Origin of the sequence: Bacillus sp. 5mfcol3.1 (assembly GCF_900114335.1) — a bacterium.
Classification (GTDB): Bacteria; Bacillota; Bacilli; order Bacillales; family Bacillaceae_G; genus Bacillus_A; species Bacillus_A thuringiensis_S.
This window is the reverse complement of sequence record NZ_FOST01000001.1, coordinates 1,448,903-1,470,714: the sequence shown is the minus strand read 5'-3', so window position 1 is coordinate 1,470,714 and position 21,812 is coordinate 1,448,903. Positions and strand designations below refer to the sequence as shown.

Here is a 21,812-nt window from a genome sequence, read left to right as displayed (position 1 = left end):
AAAACACACTAATTTCTAATAGTGTGTTTTCTTTACAATCAATATTTTCTATTCTTTATTTCTTCTTCAATACTTGCCACAAATACATCTAGCGCAACAACTTCTGACTTCTCTTCTCCATATTTACGTACATTTACAGCTCCGTTTTCCATTTCCTTATCCCCAATAACAAGAATATACGGTACTTTTTGCATTTGTGCTTCTCTTATTTTATATCCTAATTTTTCATCTCGTGCATCCTCTTCAACACGAACTCCAGCTTGTGCTAATTTATGTGCAATCTCATTGGCATATTGTTCATGTACTGCATTTGAAACTGGAATTACTTTCACTTGAACTGGTGCCACCCATGCCGGGAACGCCCCTCCAAAGTGCTCAATTAATATTGCTAAGAAGCGATCTAATGACCCTAAAACTGCCCTGTGAATAACAACTGGTCTTTTCTTTTCATTATTTTCATCTATATAATTTAAATCAAATTTCTCTGGCATTTGGAAATCAAGCTGGATTGTTCCGCACTGGTGACTTCTATTTAAAGCATCTTTAATATGAAAATCAATTTTCGGCCCGTAAAATGCACCGTCACCTTCATTTAGTCTATATTTATAATTTAGCGATTGTAATACATTTTCTAATGCTGCTTCTGCTTGCTCCCATAATTTATCGTCACCCATTGAATCTTCTGGACGAGTAGAAAGCTCTACTTCATATTCGAATCCAAAAGTTTTATATACGTAATCAATTTGCGCCATTACGGATTTGATTTCATTTTCAATTTGTTTTGGAGTTACAAATAAATGTGCATCATCTTGGCAGAAAGTACGTACTCTTAATAATCCGTTTAACGCACCACTAAATTCATGGCGATGTACTTGACCGAATTCACACATACGAATCGGTAATTCACGATAAGAATGCAATTTATTTTTAAACATAAGCATGTGCCCTGGGCAGTTCATCGGTTTTAATGCAAAACTTTTATTATCTACTTCAGAGAAATACATATTATCTTTATAATGTCCCCAGTGCCCTGATCTCTCCCATACTTCTTGGTTCATCATGAACGGAGTGCGTACTTCTTGATAATTGTACTCTTTTTGAATTCCTCTTAAAAATGCTTCCAATTCGTTACGAATCATTTGTCCTTTCGGTAAATAAAACGGCATTCCCGGAGCCTCTTCAGAAAACATAAATAACTCAAGCTCATTGCCTAACTTACGATGATTTCTTTTTGCTGCTTCTTCAACGAAATGTAAATACTCTTCTAATTCTTTATGAGAAGAGAATGCAACACCATATATGCGCTGAAGCACTTGGTTATTACTATCACCTCGCCAATATGCACCGGAAACATGAGTTAATTGAAATGCTTTCAAATAACCTGTTGATGGTAAATGTGGCCCTCTACATAAATCTACAAATTCACCTTGTTTATATAGTGTTACACTTTCCCCACTAGGAATTGCTTCTAAAAGTTCTAATTTCAAGCGATCGTTCATTTCTTGAAACAGTTTTGCTGCTTCTTCTCGAGAAACCTCAACTCGTTCTATCTTTATATTTTCATTTATAATCTTTTTCATTTCTTTTTCGATTTTTCGTAAATCTTCTATGTTTACACTACTTGGAAGATCCATATCATAATAAAATCCATTTTCAATAACAGGCCCTACCCCAAGATTTATATCACCATACATTCTTTTTACAGCTTGCGCTAAAATATGTGCCGCAGAGTGTCTTGCAATTTCTACACCTTCATTTGAATCTATAGTAATGATTTCTACTTCCGCATTTTCTTCAATATTTCGGCGTAAATCATATAATCCATCATTTACTTTCCCCGCGACTGCTTTCTTTTTCAAACTACTACTAATAGATCCCGCAATTTCTTCTAAAGTAATTCCTTTTCCAAATTCTTTCACGCTACCATCTGGAAATTTAATTTCAATCATTTGTTCTTTCATTTTTCATCTCTCCATTTCATAATAAAAAGCACACTCATCCCTAAAATAGGGACGAGCGTGCTTATACCCGTGGTTCCACCCAGATTCCCATCACAAAATGCAATGGCTTCTTTTACGGTAACGTCGTTTATACGGCACTAGATACTTAATTTCCCCAGTGCAGCTCTAAGGTGGTAAGTTATTTTTCTGCGTTAGGAAGTTCTCAGCTTTCCTTCCTTCTCTGTATAACCGGGTAAAATAACTCGTGTCCTTTTCTTCGCTTATTATGAAATTGAATGCAAAAAAGCATATTCATCCCTAAATATAGGGACGAATATGCTTATATCCGTGGTTCCACCCAGATTCCCATCACAAAAAACATAATGGCTTCTTTTGCGATAACGTCGCATACACGGCACTAGATACTTAATTTCCCTAGTGCAGCTCTAAGGTGGTAAGTTATTTTTCTGCGTTAGGAAGTTCTCAGCTCTCCTTCCTTCTCTGTATAACCGGGTAAAATAACTCGTGTCCTTTTCTTTGCTTTTTGTAAAACATCCATTTATTGTTATTTAATATATCTTATTCATTTTATTTTTGCAAGTGTTTAAAAAAATTATTTATTTAATTAAAAAAGTGAAACCAAATTTTTTTGGTTTCACTTCACAATTTTACCAATCTTGTGGTTCGTAATTTAAGTCTGCAAATAGACGTCTTTTCTCTTTCTTCGTTAAATCTCTCCACTGCCCAACTGGTAAATTATTCAATTCGATATTCATAATTCTCGTACGTTTTAACGTGTATACTTGATAACCTAAAGCTTCACACATACGGCGAATTTGACGATTTAGCCCTTGTGTTAAAATAATTTGGAACTCATATTTTGATAACTGTGTAACCTCACAAGGAAGCGTTTTTGTTCCTAAAATTTTAACACCCGCTGCCATTTTCTCTAAGAAATCAGGTGTAATTGGCTTATCTACTGAAACGATATATTCTTTCTCATGTTTGTTTTCAGCACGTAAAATTTCATTAACAATATCACCATCATTCGTTAATAAAATTAAACCGTCTGAGTCTTTATCAAGACGTCCAATGTGACTAATTCGTAAAGGATGGTTCACTAAATCGATAATATTACCTTTTACAGCTTTTTCACTCGTACATGTAATACCTACTGGTTTATTTAAAGCGATATATACGTGATCTCGAGCAATTCGAAGCTGCTCTCCATTTACTCGTACATCATCACCTGGGTTCACTTGGTCACCAATTTTTGCAACCTTACCGTTAATAATTACTCTTCTCTCATTAATTAGTTTATCCGCTCCACGTCGAGACGCTTTTCCAGCTTCACTAATAAATTTATTGATACGCAAATTAGGCACATCCTTTTCTAAAAAAATTTCAAGCTCACACTGCTTCTACCGTACAATACAAAAGGGTAAGCCTCCTATTATAACTTAAATATATTAACATGAAAGGGTATATAACGTCTTCTATTAATTACTTGTTTATAAGAAAATATCGTTATTATACAATCATTTATGCACTTTTTCAGCGTTTAATATACAAGCCATTCTTCCTTACATACAGCTTGTTTTCCTTGTATCTTTTCTATATCTTCATGAATATTAGCTAATTTATATAAATCTGGGAAAATCTCTTCCACATAATGTTGGTGCGCTATTTCATCTTTCCAATACGTTAACATTATGTAACGATTTTCATTTTTTAAAGACTTCCCAACTACTCCACCTAGCATTCCTTTTGCTTTTTCCATTCCTTTATTCCAAATTGTTTCTTGCTTATGTAAAAAATACTTTTCCTTTTCCAACTTTACATCACATATAGCAACTCTTACGAATGCCCCCTCTATTACAACGTCTTTCAAATGCATATCAGTTATATCATACAACGTTTGAAATAATTCAATTTCACATGAAAGAAACGTATTCTCTTGATTACTATTTAAATAAATTGTATCGTGAGCTCCATTCATAAATGATTGATATACACTTCTATCTTCCCATAAAGTAAATACACATGCCTCATCTTCATTCCATCCACCAAATTGTCCATGAAAACCCTCTAGGTGTTGTATATCACGCCATTTTTCTTGCGCACTGGAAAACAATTCTTTTTTCTCTTCTTCCACCTTACAGTAGATTGTTTTTAGTAACATTTTTAATTCCCCCTTATGATTCGATCCATTTCCCACTCGCCATACTTTCTATTTTTCCATATACACAAACGTTAATTTATTTTGTTATCAACTCCATTACTTATTCAAAGTTTGATGCCCTCCGTAAATGTTGTAAGTTGATTATTGGAATACTTACCGTGTAAAAATACATCTAAAATATAAAAATTAAAATCTCTTGCTTTCTTACCCTGTTTATAGTTTACATAACATTATTATGTATTACCAATTATCTATATCATTCATAAAACATATTATTTTATACTATACGCATAATAATTTTAATTCAAACAATTCAGAATTAAAATCCGAAAAAGATAGAAAGTAAACAATCTTACATTATCATCTACTCCCTATCTCTTTTATCATCAATTATTTTTCAAACAAATAATACGTAATTTCTCCTGGATAATGTAATACAGTTACCTTCCGCTCCCCCTTTTTAAAACTAACAGTATGCCCGTTTTCCCCTAAGTTCTCCCATCCACTCGCCTTTGTAATTGGCATTACACTTATATATTGATAATCCTCTTCCTTATCATCGTTAATATGAATTGCTGACATTGGTACTGGAAAACCTTTAATTTTAGATTCTTTATTCATAAATATGAATGCAATTACACCAACTAATAACATAGCCATTGAAATACTTGAAACTAGTTTTCTTCTATTCATTTTCACTAAAAACCCTCTTTTCTCACATATAACTTTCATCATTTTACTAACTTTAATTATTTATGTATAGAAAAGATATAATTTAAATCATTTCCAACCTATTTTCTCTACTCCAAACAACATTATTGTTATATATTATAATTATAAGTTTTTAAATTTTGGAGGCGTTACATATTGCAGAAATTACTTTTTACTAAATGGACAGTTATTATTTCTATTTTCATCATTTTCGGTACAATTTTCTACGTTACTAATGTTAAAAATAACAACGAAAAAGCACCTGTAGAAACAGCGGATACAAAAACTTTCAAAACGAAATTACAACCTAAAATTAATGAATTGACTACTAATTATAATGAAATCATTGAAAAAGATTGGTTGCCTGCCTGGGAAGAGATTAACACGAATGGAGATTCAGTAGATCGAAATAAACTATTAGTTACAATGAATGCCGTTTCCAAGCAGTATGAAACAATTATGAACGAAATAGACACACTTAAAATTGAAGAAAACATCACAGATATAGATATACAAAAACAACTAATTCAATTCACAACTCAGTTTAAATCCGCATCAAATTTCATGAAAAATGCAGCAAATTTGATTATAGACGGAACAAATAACTCTATTCCAACCAATGAAACTATTGAAAAAACAAAACAAGCTTTAGGACTTGCGGATCAACATATTGTCATCGCTTTATCTACTTTAAATGAAGTTGAAGATAAATTAGGACTTACAAAAAAATAAAACTATTTACTATTTTAAAATAAAAAATGATTGCAATTCACAATTTGTATGTCTATAATATTTTTATTGATTTACAATCAATGTGTTTATAAATTTTATAATTCGGATGAACCATTCAGGAGAAGGTCTATTGATCTACCGACGGGGCAAAAAGTTGTTATACCAACTTTGAAACTCTCAGGTCTTGGTTACAAGTAGAACTGCATGGGGACGAATCTCTGGAGAGACTCCCTCTCGCTTTTATAGAGCGCGGAGGAAAACGAGCACCGAAGGAGCAAATCTGCTACTTTAGCGGATAATCTCTCAGGTAAAAGGACAGAGACAAGCGAAAGAAAAAGCCGATTGTATCGGTTTATTTTTCTATCCCTTGTTTCTCCAGAGACCATTTCATTTACTTGAAGTGGTTTTTATTTTTTCTAAAAAAGGAGAATAAAGATGGAGACAGTAAGTAAAGTATTAGAACAACTAAATCAATACGTGTGGGGATTACCAACTTTGTTGCTACTCGTTGGAACTGGTGTCATTCTCACAATGCGTTTGAAAGGTTTACAGTTTAGTAAACTATTATACGCTCACAAACTAGCGTTTAAAAAATCAGAAGATACTTCTTCTTCTGGAGATATTAGTCACTTCCAAGCACTCATGACAGCTATGGCCGCAACGATTGGTATGGGAAATATAGCCGGTGTTGCAACAGCTGTTACTATAGGTGGACCTGGTGCAATATTTTGGATGTGGATTACCGCATTGTTCGGTATGGCAACAAAGTATGCTGAAGCAATACTTGCAGTGAAATACCGTGTTAGTAATGAAAATGGTGAATATTCAGGTGGGCCAATGTATTATTTAGAACGTGGTTTGGGTAAGAAATGGCTAGCAGTATTATTCGCTATATTCGGTACAACTGCTTCTTTCGGTATTGGTAATATGGTGCAATCTAATTCAGTTGCAGAGGCAATGCGAATTAATTTCTCTTTCCCTCCTGCTTTAACTGGTATACTAATGGCATTTTTAATCGCAATTGTTATTTTAGGCGGTGTAAAAAAAATCGGGAAAGTGACGGGTTATGTCGTTCCTATTAAAGCTTTCTTTTATATAATTGCTGGTCTTATAATTATTTTCTATCACTACGACCAAATTCCTGAAGCATTTTCACTTATTTTTTCTGGTGCATTTAATGGTACAGCAGCTGCTGGTGGTTTTATTGGGTCAACAGTTGCATCAGCTATTCAAATTGGAATGGCGCGTGGTGTATTTGCGAACGAAGCTGGTTTAGGGAGTGCACCAATTGCTGCTGCGGCTGCAAAAACTGATTCACCTGCAAAACAAGCTTTAGTTTCAATGACTGGTACTTTTCTAGATACGTTTATTGTATGTACAATTACAGGACTAGTATTAATTACTACAGGTGCTTGGAAATCTGGTAAAACTGGCGTTGAAGCTACAACACTTGCATTCCAATCTGTATTTGGTACTGCTGGTAGTATGATTCTCGGTATCGCAATTATTTTATTTGCCTACTCTACTATTTTAGGCTGGTCGTATTATGGAGAAAAATGTGTAGCTTATTTATTCGGAGAAAGTGCTGTTAAATATTATAAAGCAATCTTTATCGTCATGATTGCAATTGGTGCTAATTTAAAGCTAGGAATCGTATGGACATTTGCTGATATTGCAAATGGACTTATGGCCATTCCAAACTTAATTGGTCTAATTGGATTAAGTAGTATTGTTGTTGCTGAAACGAATCGCTTTTTACAAGCAGAGAAATTGAAAGAAAATAATAAAAAACAGGCAAGTTAATCTATGAAAAAAGGAATGACTCATACACGATGAGCATTCCTTTTTTCATCCCCTCTTTTACTTAATTACTATCATTAAAAATATATTTATATCAATGTTTACTCCTTTTTATTCCTCCAAAAGTTTTTCACATAAATGTCATAAATCGTATGGTCTAACTATATAGTTGAAAAGGAATGCGACATTAAAGTGTCGCTGAAAAACTCATCCAAGAAAAGGGAGGAAAAATCTTTTGAAAAACAAAATCATTGTTTTCCTATCTGTTTTATCATTTATTATTGGTGGTTTCTTCTTTAACACAAATACTTCAAGCGCTGAAACATCATCTACTGATTACGTTCCTAACCAATTAATCGTTAAGTTCAAGCAAAATGCATCTTTAAGTAATGTGCAATCTTTTCATAAATCTGTCGGAGCTAATGTCTTATCTAAAGATGATAAGTTAGGTTTTGAAGTCGTACAATTTTCAAAGGGTACTGTAAAAGAAAAAATAAAGAGTTATAAAAATAATCCAGATGTAGAATATGCAGAACCGAATTATTACGTTCACGCCTTTTGGACTCCAAACGACCCATATTTTAAAAATCAATATGGATTACAAAAGATTCAAGCTCCACAAGCTTGGGATAGCCAACGAAGTGATCCTGGTGTAAAAGTAGCTATTATTGATACAGGAGTTCAAGGTTCACATCCTGATTTGGCTTCGAAAGTAATTTACGGGCATGATTATGTTGATAACGACAATACATCTGATGATGGTAATGGTCATGGTACACATTGCGCTGGAATTACTGGAGCACTTACGAATAACAGTGTCGGAATTGCTGGTGTTGCCCCACAAACTTCAATTTATGCTGTCCGCGTATTAGATAATCAAGGAAGTGGTACTCTTGATGCTGTAGCGCAAGGTATTCGAGAAGCTGCTGATTCGGGTGCAAAAGTAATTAGTTTAAGTTTAGGAGCTCCAAATGGTGGTACTGCATTACAACAAGCCGTTCAATATGCATGGAATAAAGGCTCTGTTATAGTTGCAGCTGCTGGAAATGCTGGAAATACAAAAGCTAATTACCCTGCTTATTACAGCGAAGTAATTGCAGTTGGTTCTACAGATCAATCAGATAGAAAATCTTCATTTTCTACTTATGGTAGCTGGGTAGATGTTGCAGCACCAGGTTCAAATATATATTCAACATATAAAGGAAGCACGTATCAATCATTAAGTGGTACATCTATGGCAACACCTCATGTTGCAGGAGTCGCTGCTCTTTTAGCAAATCAAGGATATAGTAATACACAAATTCGCCAAATTATTGAGTCAACTTCTGATAAAATTAGTGGTACAGGTACGTACTGGAAAAACGGTAGAGTCAATGCATATAAGGCTGTACAATACGCTAAGCAATTACAAGAAAATAAAGCTTCTTAAGAAAACTTTAATCAGTCGATCTACCATGAATGCGGAATAAAATAGAAGGAGAGACTTCTATAATTAAAGCCTCTCCTTCTTACAAACTATATTACTCTCCCTGCTTTTTAACCATATGTAAATACAGTACAAAATCCATCATTGTCGACGAATGACCAAGTTGACGGATCATCGCTGTTATATTTCCTCTATGATATGTACCATGATTTACGACATGTTGCACTAATTCTAAAATCGAAGTTTCTAATTTCCCTACATATGGATTCTCAATAACAAATACAGCATTCACATCTTGTATTGTAATTAAAAAATCTTTATATTGATTTGCCATGTTTTCAAACATTTTTTCTAATTCATGTAACGATTTAGTTTCAATTTGTTTTCGTAAATCTTCTCGGTCTTGTATTGCTTCATTCATACTTTTACCATGCAATATATGTAACCACACTTGATCTGTAATATAAATATGCACAAAAGTATCCTTAATGGATGGAAATACACTCTGTATCTGCTCCTTAAAAATGGTCTCATAGTTTGGTAACTCTTTTAATCGATTGAATAATCTTGTATTAGCCCAAGCATGATAATCACACTGTTTTAATATATAATCTTTCAATTTATATTACCTCCTTATTGTATGAAACGAATGGTTTGTTTCTTCATTTCTGATTCTCTATCAGCCTTTGCAATCCCTTTTTCTTTCATTTCATGCTTATTTATCGTTTTATATTTTACATACGTATAAAATTCCGTTTGAAATGGAAATGGTGTAATCCGAATTGTTTCCTCATCCACCCATTCAGCTTGAATAAGTTTCTCCTCTTTACTATTAAACATTTCTGTTCCTTCAAAACCATCTTTAAATAAATCAATTTCATCTTTCTTTTTGACACCAGGCTTATTCATACATACGTATAAAGAAAGTTCATCACAAAACTTTAATAATCTATAATGTTTATCGAACATCGCAAACTGTTCCTTTGTTAACGTTTTCAAGATTCTTTTTTGTCGTTCTAATTCATGTTTATAAAATGACATCATCTCTTCATCTTCCTCGTTTAGTGGAAATGATAAAAAATGTTTACTACAAAGCAATGCCCCGTATGGATTAGAATTTTCAATTTCATTCAAACCAATCGTATAAAAAACAAAACGTAATGGGCTTGGACAATCCATAAATGTATATGGAATATTTTTAGCATCATTTAAAATTGGTACTTTATCAAGCTCTATCCATCCTCTGTCATGCTCATATATTGCATCAACTGTTTCTTTTAAATATGTTTTACCTTCATCTTTTATATGCTTTGCAATCTCTCCAGCTAAAAAACCATGATCATGTTGACGAATTAATATACTTTCCTTCTCATTTTTTTCACGAAAAATCATTCGTATACTCCCCCTCATCCTCATACTAAAGCTTTTTATATGCATCGATTCTTAATTAATCCCCAAATAATAGAAGGGATTCAGTCTCTTGCAACGAAATTAACATAATTATATAGTATTCTTTCTAATCATAGTGATAGCTTTATCTTTACTATCTATTATACTAAAACATTCATTCCAAAAATTTTTTTATGAGGTGAAAACATGAACAAAACAGAATTAATTAAAAACGTAGCACAATCAGCTGATATTTCTCAAAAGGACGCTTCTGCAGCTGTACAATCCGTATTTGACACAATTGCTAATGCATTACAATCTGGCGATAAAGTTCAATTAATCGGATTTGGAACTTTTGAAGTGCGCGAAAGATCTGCTCGTACAGGACGTAATCCGCAAACTGGCGAAGAAATTCAAATCGCAGCTGGTAAAGTTCCTGCATTTAAAGCAGGTAAAGAATTAAAAGAAGCTGTTAAATAAACAAGAAACCAGCCATTTTATAGGCTGGTTTCTTGTTTTTATTTAAGCAATTGCTTTATATTCTCTGCATGATACACTTCACAAATATAAAATACACATTTGCAGTTACTTACAATTTGATACTTTCTAGTTGGATACACATTCGCTGTAACAGAACATCCATCAAACAATTCAATAATATTTCCAGCTGGCTGATATCCTTCATATAATACATTTCTTCTTACTTCCATCTTTTCTATAAGCTTTTCAACAGGAATATTTCCACTCTCTAATTCACTCTTTATTGCGTCCGGTAAAAACGAAGTGTCTGCAAAAATTAGATTTTCAGATAACACCTTTCCTTTATAACTAACATTAGATACACGGTAAAGAAATGTTCCATCTTTATCAAAGAAATTCTTTGCTTCTTTCGGAATGTACTGTCTACCAAGTGCCTCTTGTTCAAGAACATCAAACTGAACTGTATCATTTAAAAGCTTTTCTAAAGCATGAATGGATGATGTATCTCCAGAAAATAAAATATTTTTAATTGCTTGTACATTATAAATGAATTCATTCTTTCTATTTTCCGCTACTAACATGAGGAACACCTCTTCTGTAATTTTTTTATTTAAGATTTAAAAGTGCTGCCGCGTCTAATTGCGTAATTTCAGTCACTTCCTTACTGAATATTGCAACAGAAGCCCTATAATCTAAACTAGGCCTTACATCTTCCATCATTGTATTACTTGCTAACTCTTGTCTATCCTTAAAAACCAACAAGTTTGGAGGATCATTTGGAGCTGATACTGTAATATGTACTGGTGGAATCATTAGTCCTTCACCTGTCGCTTTCAGCACCGCTTCTTTTCGAGTCCAATATGTTAAAAAACCTTCTATTTTCTGTTCATTTGGCAGTTTCATAACTTGCGCTATTTCAATTTCTGTTAATACACCTTCTGCCATTTTCATAACATCTATACTTGGATTCATTTGTTCTACATCTATGCCAACAGGTACAGATTTTGTAAATGCAACGACAACCCACTCACCTGAATGCGAAACGGATAATTGCGGCATACCTTCTGGTAATTGTGGTCTTCCATGCTGCAATTTACATACTGAGCACATTCGATCAATTGGTACTTGGACTGGTGACATAGAAAGTATCTTGCCGAGAACTAATCTACTTATTACGCAACCTATTATAAAACGAGCTCGATCTGCCGAATGATGATACGAATTTGCTTTCTCTCGCTCTATATCATTTAGTAAATTGTAATGCCATGATTGTAAATCCGAAATTCTTGCCCACCATATTTGACAATCATTCTCATTCAAAGTTGGAATAGAATCTACAACTTTACTTTCTATCATGTAAACTCTCCTTTATTCAACGAATATCAATTTTCATAAAAAGCATACGTATATTGTTATTCATTGACAAGTACTTTCTCTTTTTCTGATACAGATAATGTTTTTTCTTTCTTCTTTGACATTACCTCTTTATCGGAAATACGTAAAGAAAATAGTAGTGCTATGAGCAAAAATATTGCTGACCCAATTAATGCTGCTTGATATGGTAAAAAATCGGATTGAACGTTATTACCTCCAAAACCAGCTAGTATACTAGCTAAAACCGCTACTCCTATTGCTGAACCTAGTCGATTTTGCACATTGAATATAGTAGTCGCTCTCCCCATAGAAGGTGGCGTGATATTGTTAAAGGCAGAAAATTGAACCGCACCGACAGATTGACCTAAGAAAATACCGATACCAAACAATAATGCCCGGATTTGCCACGGATTCGTATCATGATTTACAAAACTCAATAAAACAAATATAACCGCCGTACATATTAATCCAATAGAAATTACCTTTCGAGCTCCTAATTTCTTATATGACCATGGTACAATTTGTGAAGAAATCATTAATCCAATCGCCTCTGGAAATGTCGTAAGTCCTGATTCCAGTGCAGAAACTCCTATCACATTTTGATACATAAGAGGAAAAACAAATAACATTCCTAATAAACCAGCTGATGAAAATAATGATATAATGCTCATCTTTCTAAAGACTGGTTCTTTTAATAAGCGTAAATCTAACATCGGTTGCTTTACTTTCAGTTCTACAATTATAAACAATGTAATGAATACAACCCCAGCTATCCCAGTACTCATAATTTCTGAAGAAATCCACCCTTTTGATGGTCCCTGGCTGAGTGCATATATGAGCATCGCAAATCCTGGTGCTGATAAAATAAAGCCGAGCGAATCAAAGCGACCAGCTGATTTTTCAACATGTTCTGCTAAAAATAGAAGTCCAAATAGCAATGCAACGATTCCAAACGGTAGATTAATATAAAATGCCCAACGCCAAGACATTTGATCTACAAAGAAACCACCGATGATAGGACCAATTGCTGGTGCTACAGCAATTGGAAGTATAATGAACCGGGAAATCTTCGGTCTTTCCTCTGGTGAAAATGTTCGAAATAACATCGCCATTCCAACCGGTGTTAAAAGCCCTCCGCCAGCACCTTGAATAATACGGAAAATATTCAATGAAGTAATATCGTTAGCCATTCCGCATAAAGCAGATGCAATTGTAAATACGAAAAGAGCAATTAAAAATACTCTTTTCGTACCAAAACGATCTCCTAACCAACCAGAAATCGGAAGGAAAACAGCTAAACTAACTAAATACCCAACATTCACCGTCCCCATTGCAGATGGAGGTACTTGTAGTTCTCTACTTATCGTTTGCAGTGCTACATTTACAATCGTTGCGTCCATCGCAGCCATAAACATCGCAGTTATATAAACGATACTTACAACTACTTTTGGATTTAGTTTTTCTTTCATTATCGTTTTCCTACTAATGTTTTTTCGCGAACTTGATTACCTTGTGGATTCAAATCTTTCCAGTTATATTCAACATATTCTAAGCAGCTCTGCCTACTAGCTTCTTCATATACGACATTCCAGCCAATAGGTACATCGAGAAAAGCAGGCCAGAGAGAATACTGGCCCTCCTCATTTATTAATACTTTATATGTGTAATTATCATTTTCAAATGGATTCGTCATACTCTACTTACCCCTTTCTTATTCTGCAAATATTTCGCTAATACTTGTCCAATTTCCGTAAGTGGACCTGGCTGACATAGATCTTTATGTCTACAATCAATATCGTGCTGCACAATTTGCCCATCTAAATAATTTAGCCACGTATTTGGAGAAATAGGATCAAACCAGTCTGGTATAACAGTAGATCTAAAGAATAAGATATCTCCGTTATAAACTTTCGGTACATATTTCCCTAACAACCCTACTGAATTTACATATGTTTCTTTCAAGTTCAATATAGTCTCTTCTTCAAGACTTGCTAATGCACTTCCATCTTTACGAAGGATTTCAACTGCACTTTCCATTGTAAGTGGTTTACCCTCCATGTTATCTGGGTCATATCCGCCTAAAGCAAGTAATGCGATTAACGCTTCCTCTTCAGTAGGCGCTTCCGTATTCGGTAAGAAGTGTCCAGGATAAGAATCAAGCATAACGAGTAATTCTACTTCTTCCCCTTCATTTTGTAATTGCGCCGCCATTGCATGCACAACATTTCCTCCAAGCGACCAACCTAGTAAACTATATGGTCCATGAGGCTGTACTTCACGAACATGTTTCAAGTAATCCGCCGCCATCTCCTCTAAACTTTTTGGAAGTTCTTCATTTTTAGCAATACCTCGTGCTTGTACACCATAGATTGGATAATCTGTTCCTAAAGATTTCATAAGTCCTGCATAGCACCAACTTAATCCACCAGCTGGATGTACACAAAATAGTGGTAATTGATCCCCGCTTGCTCGTAATGGAAGCAACACATCAAGTGCACTTTGACCATTCCCCATCTCAAGTCTTTCAGCTAACCCTGCAACAGTCGGTGCTGCAAATAAAGTGCCAATATTTAGTTCCACTCCAAGCGCCTCTTTCATGCGGCTCATAAGTTGCACTGCAAGGAGTGAATGGCCACCAAGATCAAAGAATCCGTCATCAATTCCAATTTGAGGTACACTTAGCACTTCTGTAAACAAGTCACATAACATTTCTTCTTGCGGTGTTCTTGGACCACGACTAGAAGATGATGCAATAAATTCTGGAGCTGGCAATGCCTTTCTATCTAATTTACCGTTTGGAGTTAAAGGTAACTCATTTACTACTACAAAAGCGTATGGAACCATATAATCTGGTAAACTACCACTAGCAAACTGACGCATTTCATTCGTATCAATCGCTTCATTATTTGATGCAACGATATAAGAAACTAACCGTTTATCCCCTGGTTGATCTTCACGTACAATAACGGCTACTTGCTCAACTTTAGGGTGCTTCATTATGACTGCTTCTATTTCTCCTAATTCAATTCGGAACCCACGAATTTTGATTTGATGATCTGCACGTCCTATATAATCTAGCGTCCCATCTTTACGCCAGCGAGCTAAGTCTCCTGTACGATACATTCTTGTACCTGGCTTGCCAAATGGATCTGCGATAAAGCGTTCAGCCGTTAATCCTGCTCTTCCTAAATATCCACGCGCAAGCCCTGCACCTGCAACATACATTTCTCCAACTACTCCAGGTGGCACTGGTTGTAAATAGTTGTCTAACACATACACTTTAAGGTCAGGTATACTGCACCCAATTAAACTATTTGCTCGTAAAGAGACGATAGTTTCATCTAATTCAATATAACTAACATGTACTGTCGTCTCCGTAATACCGTACATATTAATAAGCTTTGGTGCGTTATGAGGATGTCGACTATACCAATCTTCTAAGCGACTTAGCTCAAGTGCTTCTCCTCCAAAAACAACATATCGTAAAGATAATTTTTGGCCAATCTCTTCATTTTCACGATCTGCTTGCATCAATTGATAGAACGCTGATGGAGTTTGGTTTAAAACCGTAACCTTTTCTTTAACAAGAAGCTGTAAAAATTCTTTCGGTGAGCGACTTACAGTATGTGGCACTACAACTAAACGCCCTCCGTATAATAAAGGTCCCCAAATTTCCCAAACCGAGAAATCAAAAGCGTATGAATGGAACATCGTCCAAACATCGTTTCCGTCAAACTGGAACCAATGATCAGTTGCTCCTAAAAGTCTTACTACATTTTGATGAGGTATCATAACGCCTTTCGGTCTACCCGTTGAGCCTGACGTATAAATAACGTAAGCAATATGTGATGGAGATAATGGCTTAATTCGTTCCACTTCATCAATATTGTCATCACTATATTTCTCAACTTCTGCTATTACTTTCACATCATCAACTAAAACTTTTAGTGCCTCATCACATTCAATTTCCACTTCTGAATTCGTTAAAACACATGATGGTTTCGCATCGTGTAGCATAAATGAAATGCGGTCTGCTGGGTAATCTGGATCTAACGGAAGGTATCCGGCACCAGCTTTAAGAACAGCTAATAAGCTTACAACCATGTTTAATGATCTTGGCATCGCTAAAGCAACGAGTTGTTCAGGACCAATCCCTTTTGCTATTAGGAATCGAGCTATTTTATTTGCTTTTCTATTTAACTCTTCATAAGTTAATTTCTTATTTTCAAAGACAACAGCTATAGAATTTGGATTTATATGAGCCTGCTTTTCAAACAATTGTGGCAATGTCATTTCTGGTGCAATTTGAAAACCACCATTCCACTTTTCTAACACTGTATTTTTCTCTGCTACAGTTAATATTTCTAATCTGCCAATTGATTGATCCGGATTTGTAGCTGCATCATCTAATAACAAAATGAATCGTTCTATTAGTTTTTGAACCGTTTCACGTTTATATAAATCGGTACTAAACTCTAGTAATCCATGTAAACCGTTCGGAGTACCATCAACCTCGTTACTCTCACTAATTTCAAATGTTAAATCAAATTTTGCAGAACCAACGCTTTGAATTTCAAGGCTCGCTTCTAAATCTGGTGCATGAAACGTTGCTTCTGGTGTATTTTGAAAAGCTAACATAACTTGAAACAACGGGTGGCTGTTTCGAGTACGTACTGGATTTAACACTTCAACAAGCCTTTCAAATGGAACATCTTGATTTTCATAAGCTGCAAGATTTACCTGCTTCACTCTATTTAATAATTCTTTAAAACTTGGATCTCCTGACGTATTTGTACGTAACACTAATGTATTTACAAATAAACCAACGATATCTGAAAGTACATCATCATTTCTTCCAGCAATCGGACTTCCAATTGGTATATCAGTGCCTGCACCTAATCTTGTAAATAGTGCACTAAGCCCTGCTTGCAATACCATAAACAAACTAACTCCATTTTTACGTGCAAGCTCTACTAACCTACTATGCATACCTTCATCTATATGAAAATGAATTGTTTCCCCGCGGTAACTCGTCTCAATTGGACGCTGGAAATCTGTAGGTAACTCCATTTGGTCTGGTAAACCTTTAAGTTCTTCTTTCCAAAAATCTAATTGTGTTGAAATAAGACTCTCTGGTGTCGTTTCATCACCTAGCAATTGCTGTTGCCAAAGTGCATAATCTGCGTATTGAACTGGTAGTGTCTCCAGCTGAACTCTGTCACCTTGACATCGTGCTTTATACGCCGCTGTAAAATCTCTCGTTAACGGCTGTAATGACCAGCCATCACCTACAATATGATGTAATAAAATTAATAATACATGTTCGTTTTCACTCACTGTAAAAAGTTGCAAACGAACTGCCGGCTCAATATCGAGGTTAAAGCTATATCTTACCGCCTCTGAAAGTACACTTTCTAATTCATCTTTACATGTATTAGTTATAACCATTTCTAGATTTAAATTTTCCATATCTAAAATTTTCTGATAGGAACTACCTAATACGTTAGGGAAAATTGTTCTAAGTGTTTCATGTTTCTCAACTACATCATAAAAAGCACCTTGTAATGCTTCCCGATTCAATATTCCATTCATACGAATGACTAGCGGAATATTATAAGTAGGACTTGGACCTTCTAAACAATTTAAGAACCATAACCTGCGCTGTGCAAATGAAAGTGGAACTTCATTTGGCCTACTTGCTTTCTGAATAGCTGGTCTTGCGCTTTTTGCATGGTTTAATTGTTTCGCCAGTTCGGCAACAGTTGGTGATTCAAATAGTTTCCCAATTCCTAATTCCACACTTAACGTTTCACGAATTCTTGCCATTAAACGAGATGCGAGAAGTGAATGTCCACCCATTTCAAAGAAATTATCATCAATGCTAATTCGAGAAACACCAAGTACTTCTGCAAATAAATCACATAATATTTCTTCTTTCGGATTTCTAGCAACTCTCTCGTTGTTCATTCCATTAAAATCAGGAGCAGGTAATTTCTTTCTGTCAACCTTACCATTTGGCGTTAATGGTAATTCTTCTAGCACAACAAATGCCGATGGTATCATATAATTCGCTAAACTTTCTGAAACATAAGAACGAATTTCTGAAAGATTAATCGGTTCCTTTTCTTCTGCAACGATATACGCAATGATGCGTTTATCATTTGCACGATCTTCTCGTACCATTACTACCGCTTGTTGAATATTTTCATGTCGTTGTAATACCGTTTCAATTTCAGCTAATTCAATTCGGAATCCACGAATTTTAATTTGATGATCTGCGCGACTAATGTACTCTAACGCACCATCACTACGCCATTTCACAAGATCTCCTGTACGGTACATGCGCTTCCCTGATTCTCCATAAGGATTTGCAACAAACCGTTCAGCTGTTAACTCAGGTTTTCCTAAATATCCGCTTGCAAGTCCTTCCCCTGCAATATATAATTCACCAATAATTCCAGGTGGAACTGGTTGTAGCCCTGCATCCAATACATACACTTCTGTATTGCAAATTGGCTTTCCAATAGGTGGTATACCCTTTTCACCTTCATCAATGTTCATGAAAGTAGACCAAATCGTCGTTTCAGTTGGTCCATATAAATTAGTTATTGAACAACCTAATTCTTTTAATTTATTTGCTAAATGCGCTGGGAGAGCTTCACCACCAACAAGTATATTTAGCCCTTGTAGCTTCTCTGGATAATCAGTTACTAACGCCTGCCAAAGCGTCGGTGTAGCCTGCATAATTGTCACTCTTTCTTCTTGTAAAAGTGTCGTTAATGCTGATGGCTCTTGTATGTCTTCTTTTTGCGCAATTGTTAAACTTGCACCACTAATAAGAGGTAAATAAATTTCTAGAGCAGAAATATCAAACGCAAACGTTGTAACTGCTAATAAATGATCATTTTCATTTAATGAAAACTTTTGCTGCATAGCCATTAAAAAGTTACTTAAACCTCTCATAGGAACAATTACACCTTTTGGGTTTCCTGTTGAGCCTGAAGTATATATTGTATAGGCTGGGTTTAAAAGTGATACATCATTCTTACATGCTATATTCATACGAGAATATGTATGTAACGCTAGTTTCGTTTCTTCGTCATCTAATACAATTTTTTTCATATCCTTTTCTATAACTAACTTAGATGAAACAGATGAATGTGTTATGATACAAACTGGTTTTGCATCATTTACTATATAATTAACTCTTTCTGCTGGGTATTCTGGATCTATTGGTAAATACGCTGCACCAGCCTTTAAGACTGCTAGCATACTAACTACCATTTCTATTGATCTAGGGAATACTAAAGCTACAAACTGATTTGGTCGTATTCCTTCTTCTACTAAATAATGTGCTAGTTCATTCGCTCGTTCATTTAGCTCTTTATACGTAAGGATTACACCGTCACAAGTAATCGCTAGTTTATTTGGATTTTTTTGCACTTGTTTTTCAAATGATATAGGTAAACTGATTAACTCATCGTCTTCCTTCGTTTCATTCCATTCCAATAAAACTTTATGATTTTCTTCAGGCAGAGTAATGTTTATTTTTCCAATCGGCTCGTTTTTCTCATAATTATTTATTACTAATTCAAATAGATTCATAAATCTTTCTTTATGCAATGCTAGCTCTGCGCCATTATATACTTCGGGATTCGCATCAAAATGAATCATTAGCTCATTTTGATCAAAACGTTTATATACATTTATCGATAAATCATCTACAGGTCCTGCTGATAAGTTATGCGTAATACCACGATTTCCAGCAAAATTAAGCCCGTAATCAAAAGGCATAACATTCACTAACGGTCCAAACAACCTTTGATTTTCACCTAGTAACTTTAAGTCTCTTCTTAATTCCTCATGACGGTATTTATAATGGCGACGTACATCTCGGATTTCTTTAGAAACTTGCTGCAATAATTCCGCAAGAGTTATATTTGGAGTTACTGTGATACGAAGTGGAACTAAATTCATTACCATACTTGGTGTATGAATAGATACAGAACCTAGACGTCCCATCATCGGTAAACCTAAAACAATATCATTTTCACCTGTTAATTTATGCATATAAATACTTGTTACAGCCACAATGAATTCCGGCCAACTTGTTAACGAAATATTGATATCTTCTAGTAAAGTTTTCGTGCTAGAACTAGATAAATAAGCTGTTTCTCGTGAAAATCCATTTGATGTTCTCGGTGCTCGTTCTGCCAAACTTACAACTTCTGGGGCATCTGCAAACTTTTCTAACCAAAAAGTACGATTTTCCTGAAATTGTTTAGACTCACGATACTCGATATCTTCTTGCACGACTTTTGCAAGAGAACCAAATAGCTTTTCACTCTTGTTTGTTTCTTCTATAAGTGATGTATACTCATTCGCTACCTTTTGGCTAAGAAGTGAAAATCCATAGCCATCCATCACAATGTGATGGATGCGCTGATACCAAAAGAAACGATTATTTTCAACTTGAATAAGTGCTTCAGTAAATAATGTATCTTTTTTCAAATTGACTGGTATAGATAAATCATTTTTCATCCATACTTTAGCAGCTTCTTCAGGGTTTTCTTCTTTCCGAGCGTCAATAAAATGCATATGAAACTGTGATTCTTCAATAACTTGCCATGGGCCAATTTCATCCTCTTCGAAGCGAACGTGAAGTGCTTCTGCTTCCATTACAACTTTACGTACAGCTAATTCAAAAATGTCTTGATGAATATTCCCGTTTATTTCTACATATTCCCCAGTATTATATATCGGATTAAGCGGATCTAATTGTTGCGCAAACCACATGCCAGACTGCGCAGATGATAACGAATGACGAATCTTTTGACTGTTAGGCATTCTTTACTACCCCTTTATTATGTAGTCTATTTGTTACAGCACCTGTGCTGTTTGTGAAGATAGTAAGCTGTACCAACCTGCAACAGTTGGACGTTCTGCTAAATCTGCAAACGTGATTTCTTTCCCTTCACGACGCCACTTCTCTACTAAACTCATAATTCTGACCGAATCAAGCCCTCTATTTAATAAGTCCTCATCAATATCAATACTCTCTACTGACTCACGAAGTAGTTGTGCAACTAGTTCATGTACTTGCTGTATAGTGATTCCTTCACTCTCATCACCTTTTACACTTTGTAAATCTTTTAACAGTAGGTTTGTTGATGTCGTTACTGCGCATCTATTAGATGCATACTCCAATGCTTGTTTATGATGCTCTAGTGAAAAATCAGCAACTGCATCTGCTACAAAGAACGGCTCTATACCATCCATAAATGCTTCACAAGCTGTTAAAAGGCATCCAATATGCGCATAAATACCGCAAATAATGAGTTGATCTCTTCCTTTTTCATTTAAAATTTCTAATAGATTTGTCTTTTTAAATGCACTATATCTCCATTTTGTTAGGAATATATCATCCTCATCAGGAGTAAGTTCATCAACAATTTTCTTTTTATCTGGTCCAGCAGGAATACCGTCACCCCAAAAGTCTTGTAATAAACCTCTTTGTTCTAACGTTTGTCCACCAGGTTGCGCTGTATAAACAACTGGTATACCAAGTTGTTTACATTTTTCTCTTATCATTTTAATATTTGAAATAAGTTCTACTTTTGGTGATTCTTTATCGCTATATGCATCAAGAAAATATTCTTGCATGTCATGAATTAAAAGTACTGCACGTTTCGGGTCTGGTGTCCAATTCACTTTATTTTTTGGTAGTTCTGATTCAATTGGCATTTTATATACTGAAATAGATGGGATAGCCATCTAA

Annotated in this window: 16 protein-coding genes, 1 riboswitch and 1 other annotated feature; of the genes, 4 read left to right on the top strand and 12 right to left on the bottom strand. The window is 35.0% G+C overall.

Translation table 11 applies throughout. From position 1 onward, the window contains the following. Positions 1-38: 38 nt before the first annotated feature. The 4 genes from thrS to BM089_RS07640 form a co-directional block, all read right to left on the bottom strand. The gene (gene thrS / locus BM089_RS07655) at positions 39-1,961 is read right to left on the bottom strand and encodes a threonine--tRNA ligase (protein ID WP_090976503.1); all 1,923 of its coding nucleotides are present in this window, start codon (positions 1,959-1,961) and stop codon (positions 39-41) included. A 302-nt stretch (positions 1,962-2,263) separates the two neighbouring features. Beyond that, positions 2,264-2,487, bottom strand: a binding site (T-box leader). Between the two features lie 121 nt (positions 2,488-2,608). Then, positions 2,609-3,316: a 23S rRNA pseudouridine(2604) synthase RluF gene (rluF, locus tag BM089_RS07650; protein WP_001222162.1), complete on the bottom strand. Its 708-nt coding sequence runs from the start codon at positions 3,314-3,316 to the stop codon at positions 2,609-2,611. Between the two features lie 185 nt (positions 3,317-3,501). Continuing rightward, positions 3,502-4,122, bottom strand: a complete 621-nt coding sequence (locus tag BM089_RS07645) for a YdbC family protein (RefSeq protein WP_065228805.1) — start codon at positions 4,120-4,122, stop codon at positions 3,502-3,504. A gap of 390 nt (positions 4,123-4,512) precedes the next feature. Further along, positions 4,513-4,857: a hypothetical protein gene (locus BM089_RS07640; RefSeq protein ID WP_003278183.1), complete on the bottom strand. Its 345-nt coding sequence runs from the start codon at positions 4,855-4,857 to the stop codon at positions 4,513-4,515. Positions 4,858-4,989: 132 nt separating this feature from the next. Here BM089_RS07640 and BM089_RS07635 point away from each other — a divergent pair, with 132 nt between their 5' ends. From BM089_RS07635 to BM089_RS07625, 3 genes are all read left to right on the top strand, one after another. Beyond that, complete coding sequence (locus tag BM089_RS07635) at positions 4,990-5,565, top strand: hypothetical protein (RefSeq protein ID WP_001170865.1); 576 nt, start codon at positions 4,990-4,992, stop codon at positions 5,563-5,565. A gap of 208 nt (positions 5,566-5,773) precedes the next feature. Beyond that, positions 5,774-5,894: riboswitch (glycine riboswitch) on the top strand. Positions 5,895-6,000: 106 nt separating this feature from the next. Beyond that, a complete protein-coding gene (locus BM089_RS07630) occupies positions 6,001-7,368 on the top strand; it encodes an alanine/glycine:cation symporter family protein (protein WP_016512868.1) in 1,368 nt (455 codons plus the stop codon). 232 nt (positions 7,369-7,600) lie between these two features. Beyond that, positions 7,601-8,794 carry a S8 family peptidase gene (locus BM089_RS07625; RefSeq protein WP_000790932.1) on the top strand — a complete coding sequence of 398 codons (1,194 nt, stop codon included), beginning with the start codon at positions 7,601-7,603 and terminating at the stop codon, positions 8,792-8,794. A 91-nt stretch (positions 8,795-8,885) separates the two neighbouring features. Here BM089_RS07625 and BM089_RS07620 read toward each other — a convergent pair whose 3' ends face one another. Next, the gene (locus BM089_RS07620; protein ID WP_000656263.1) at positions 8,886-9,410 is read right to left on the bottom strand and encodes a DinB family protein; all 525 of its coding nucleotides are present in this window, start codon (positions 9,408-9,410) and stop codon (positions 8,886-8,888) included. Positions 9,411-9,424: 14 nt separating this feature from the next. After that, positions 9,425-10,183 (bottom strand): DUF3891 family protein, encoded by a 759-nt coding sequence (locus BM089_RS07615; protein WP_090976501.1) that lies wholly within the window; start codon positions 10,181-10,183, stop codon positions 9,425-9,427. Between the two features lie 204 nt (positions 10,184-10,387). Between BM089_RS07615 and BM089_RS07610 the strand changes: the two genes are divergently transcribed. Continuing rightward, a complete protein-coding gene (locus tag BM089_RS07610) occupies positions 10,388-10,660 on the top strand; it encodes an HU family DNA-binding protein (protein WP_001043905.1) in 273 nt (90 codons plus the stop codon). Between the two features lie 38 nt (positions 10,661-10,698). Here the strand turns inward: BM089_RS07610 and BM089_RS07605 are convergent, their stop codons facing one another. The 6 genes from BM089_RS07605 to BM089_RS07580 are packed head-to-tail and all read right to left on the bottom strand — an operon-like array spanning position 10,699 to position 21,808. Further along, entirely contained in the window at positions 10,699-11,241 is a 543-nt protein-coding gene (locus BM089_RS07605) for a cold-shock protein (RefSeq protein WP_090976500.1), read from the bottom strand. 25 nt (positions 11,242-11,266) lie between these two features. Beyond that, a complete protein-coding gene (gene sfp, locus BM089_RS07600; protein ID WP_000573002.1) occupies positions 11,267-12,016 on the bottom strand; it encodes a 4'-phosphopantetheinyl transferase Sfp in 750 nt (249 codons plus the stop codon). Positions 12,017-12,072: 56 nt separating this feature from the next. Next, positions 12,073-13,503 (bottom strand): MDR family MFS transporter, encoded by a 1,431-nt coding sequence (locus tag BM089_RS07595; protein ID WP_000660202.1) that lies wholly within the window; start codon positions 13,501-13,503, stop codon positions 12,073-12,075. Continuing rightward, positions 13,503-13,727 (bottom strand): MbtH family protein, encoded by a 225-nt coding sequence (locus BM089_RS07590; RefSeq protein ID WP_000184059.1) that lies wholly within the window; start codon positions 13,725-13,727, stop codon positions 13,503-13,505. The genes BM089_RS07595 and BM089_RS07590 overlap by 1 nt, the downstream gene beginning before the upstream one ends. Beyond that, positions 13,724-20,881 carry an amino acid adenylation domain-containing protein gene (locus BM089_RS07585; RefSeq protein WP_090976499.1) on the bottom strand — a complete coding sequence of 2,386 codons (7,158 nt, stop codon included), beginning with the start codon at positions 20,879-20,881 and terminating at the stop codon, positions 13,724-13,726. Before BM089_RS07585 ends, BM089_RS07590 begins: the two co-directional genes overlap by 4 nt. Positions 20,882-20,914: 33 nt before the next feature. Then, positions 20,915-21,808 (bottom strand): isochorismatase family protein, encoded by an 894-nt coding sequence (locus BM089_RS07580; protein ID WP_071714333.1) that lies wholly within the window; start codon positions 21,806-21,808, stop codon positions 20,915-20,917. Positions 21,809-21,812 lie beyond the last annotated feature (4 nt).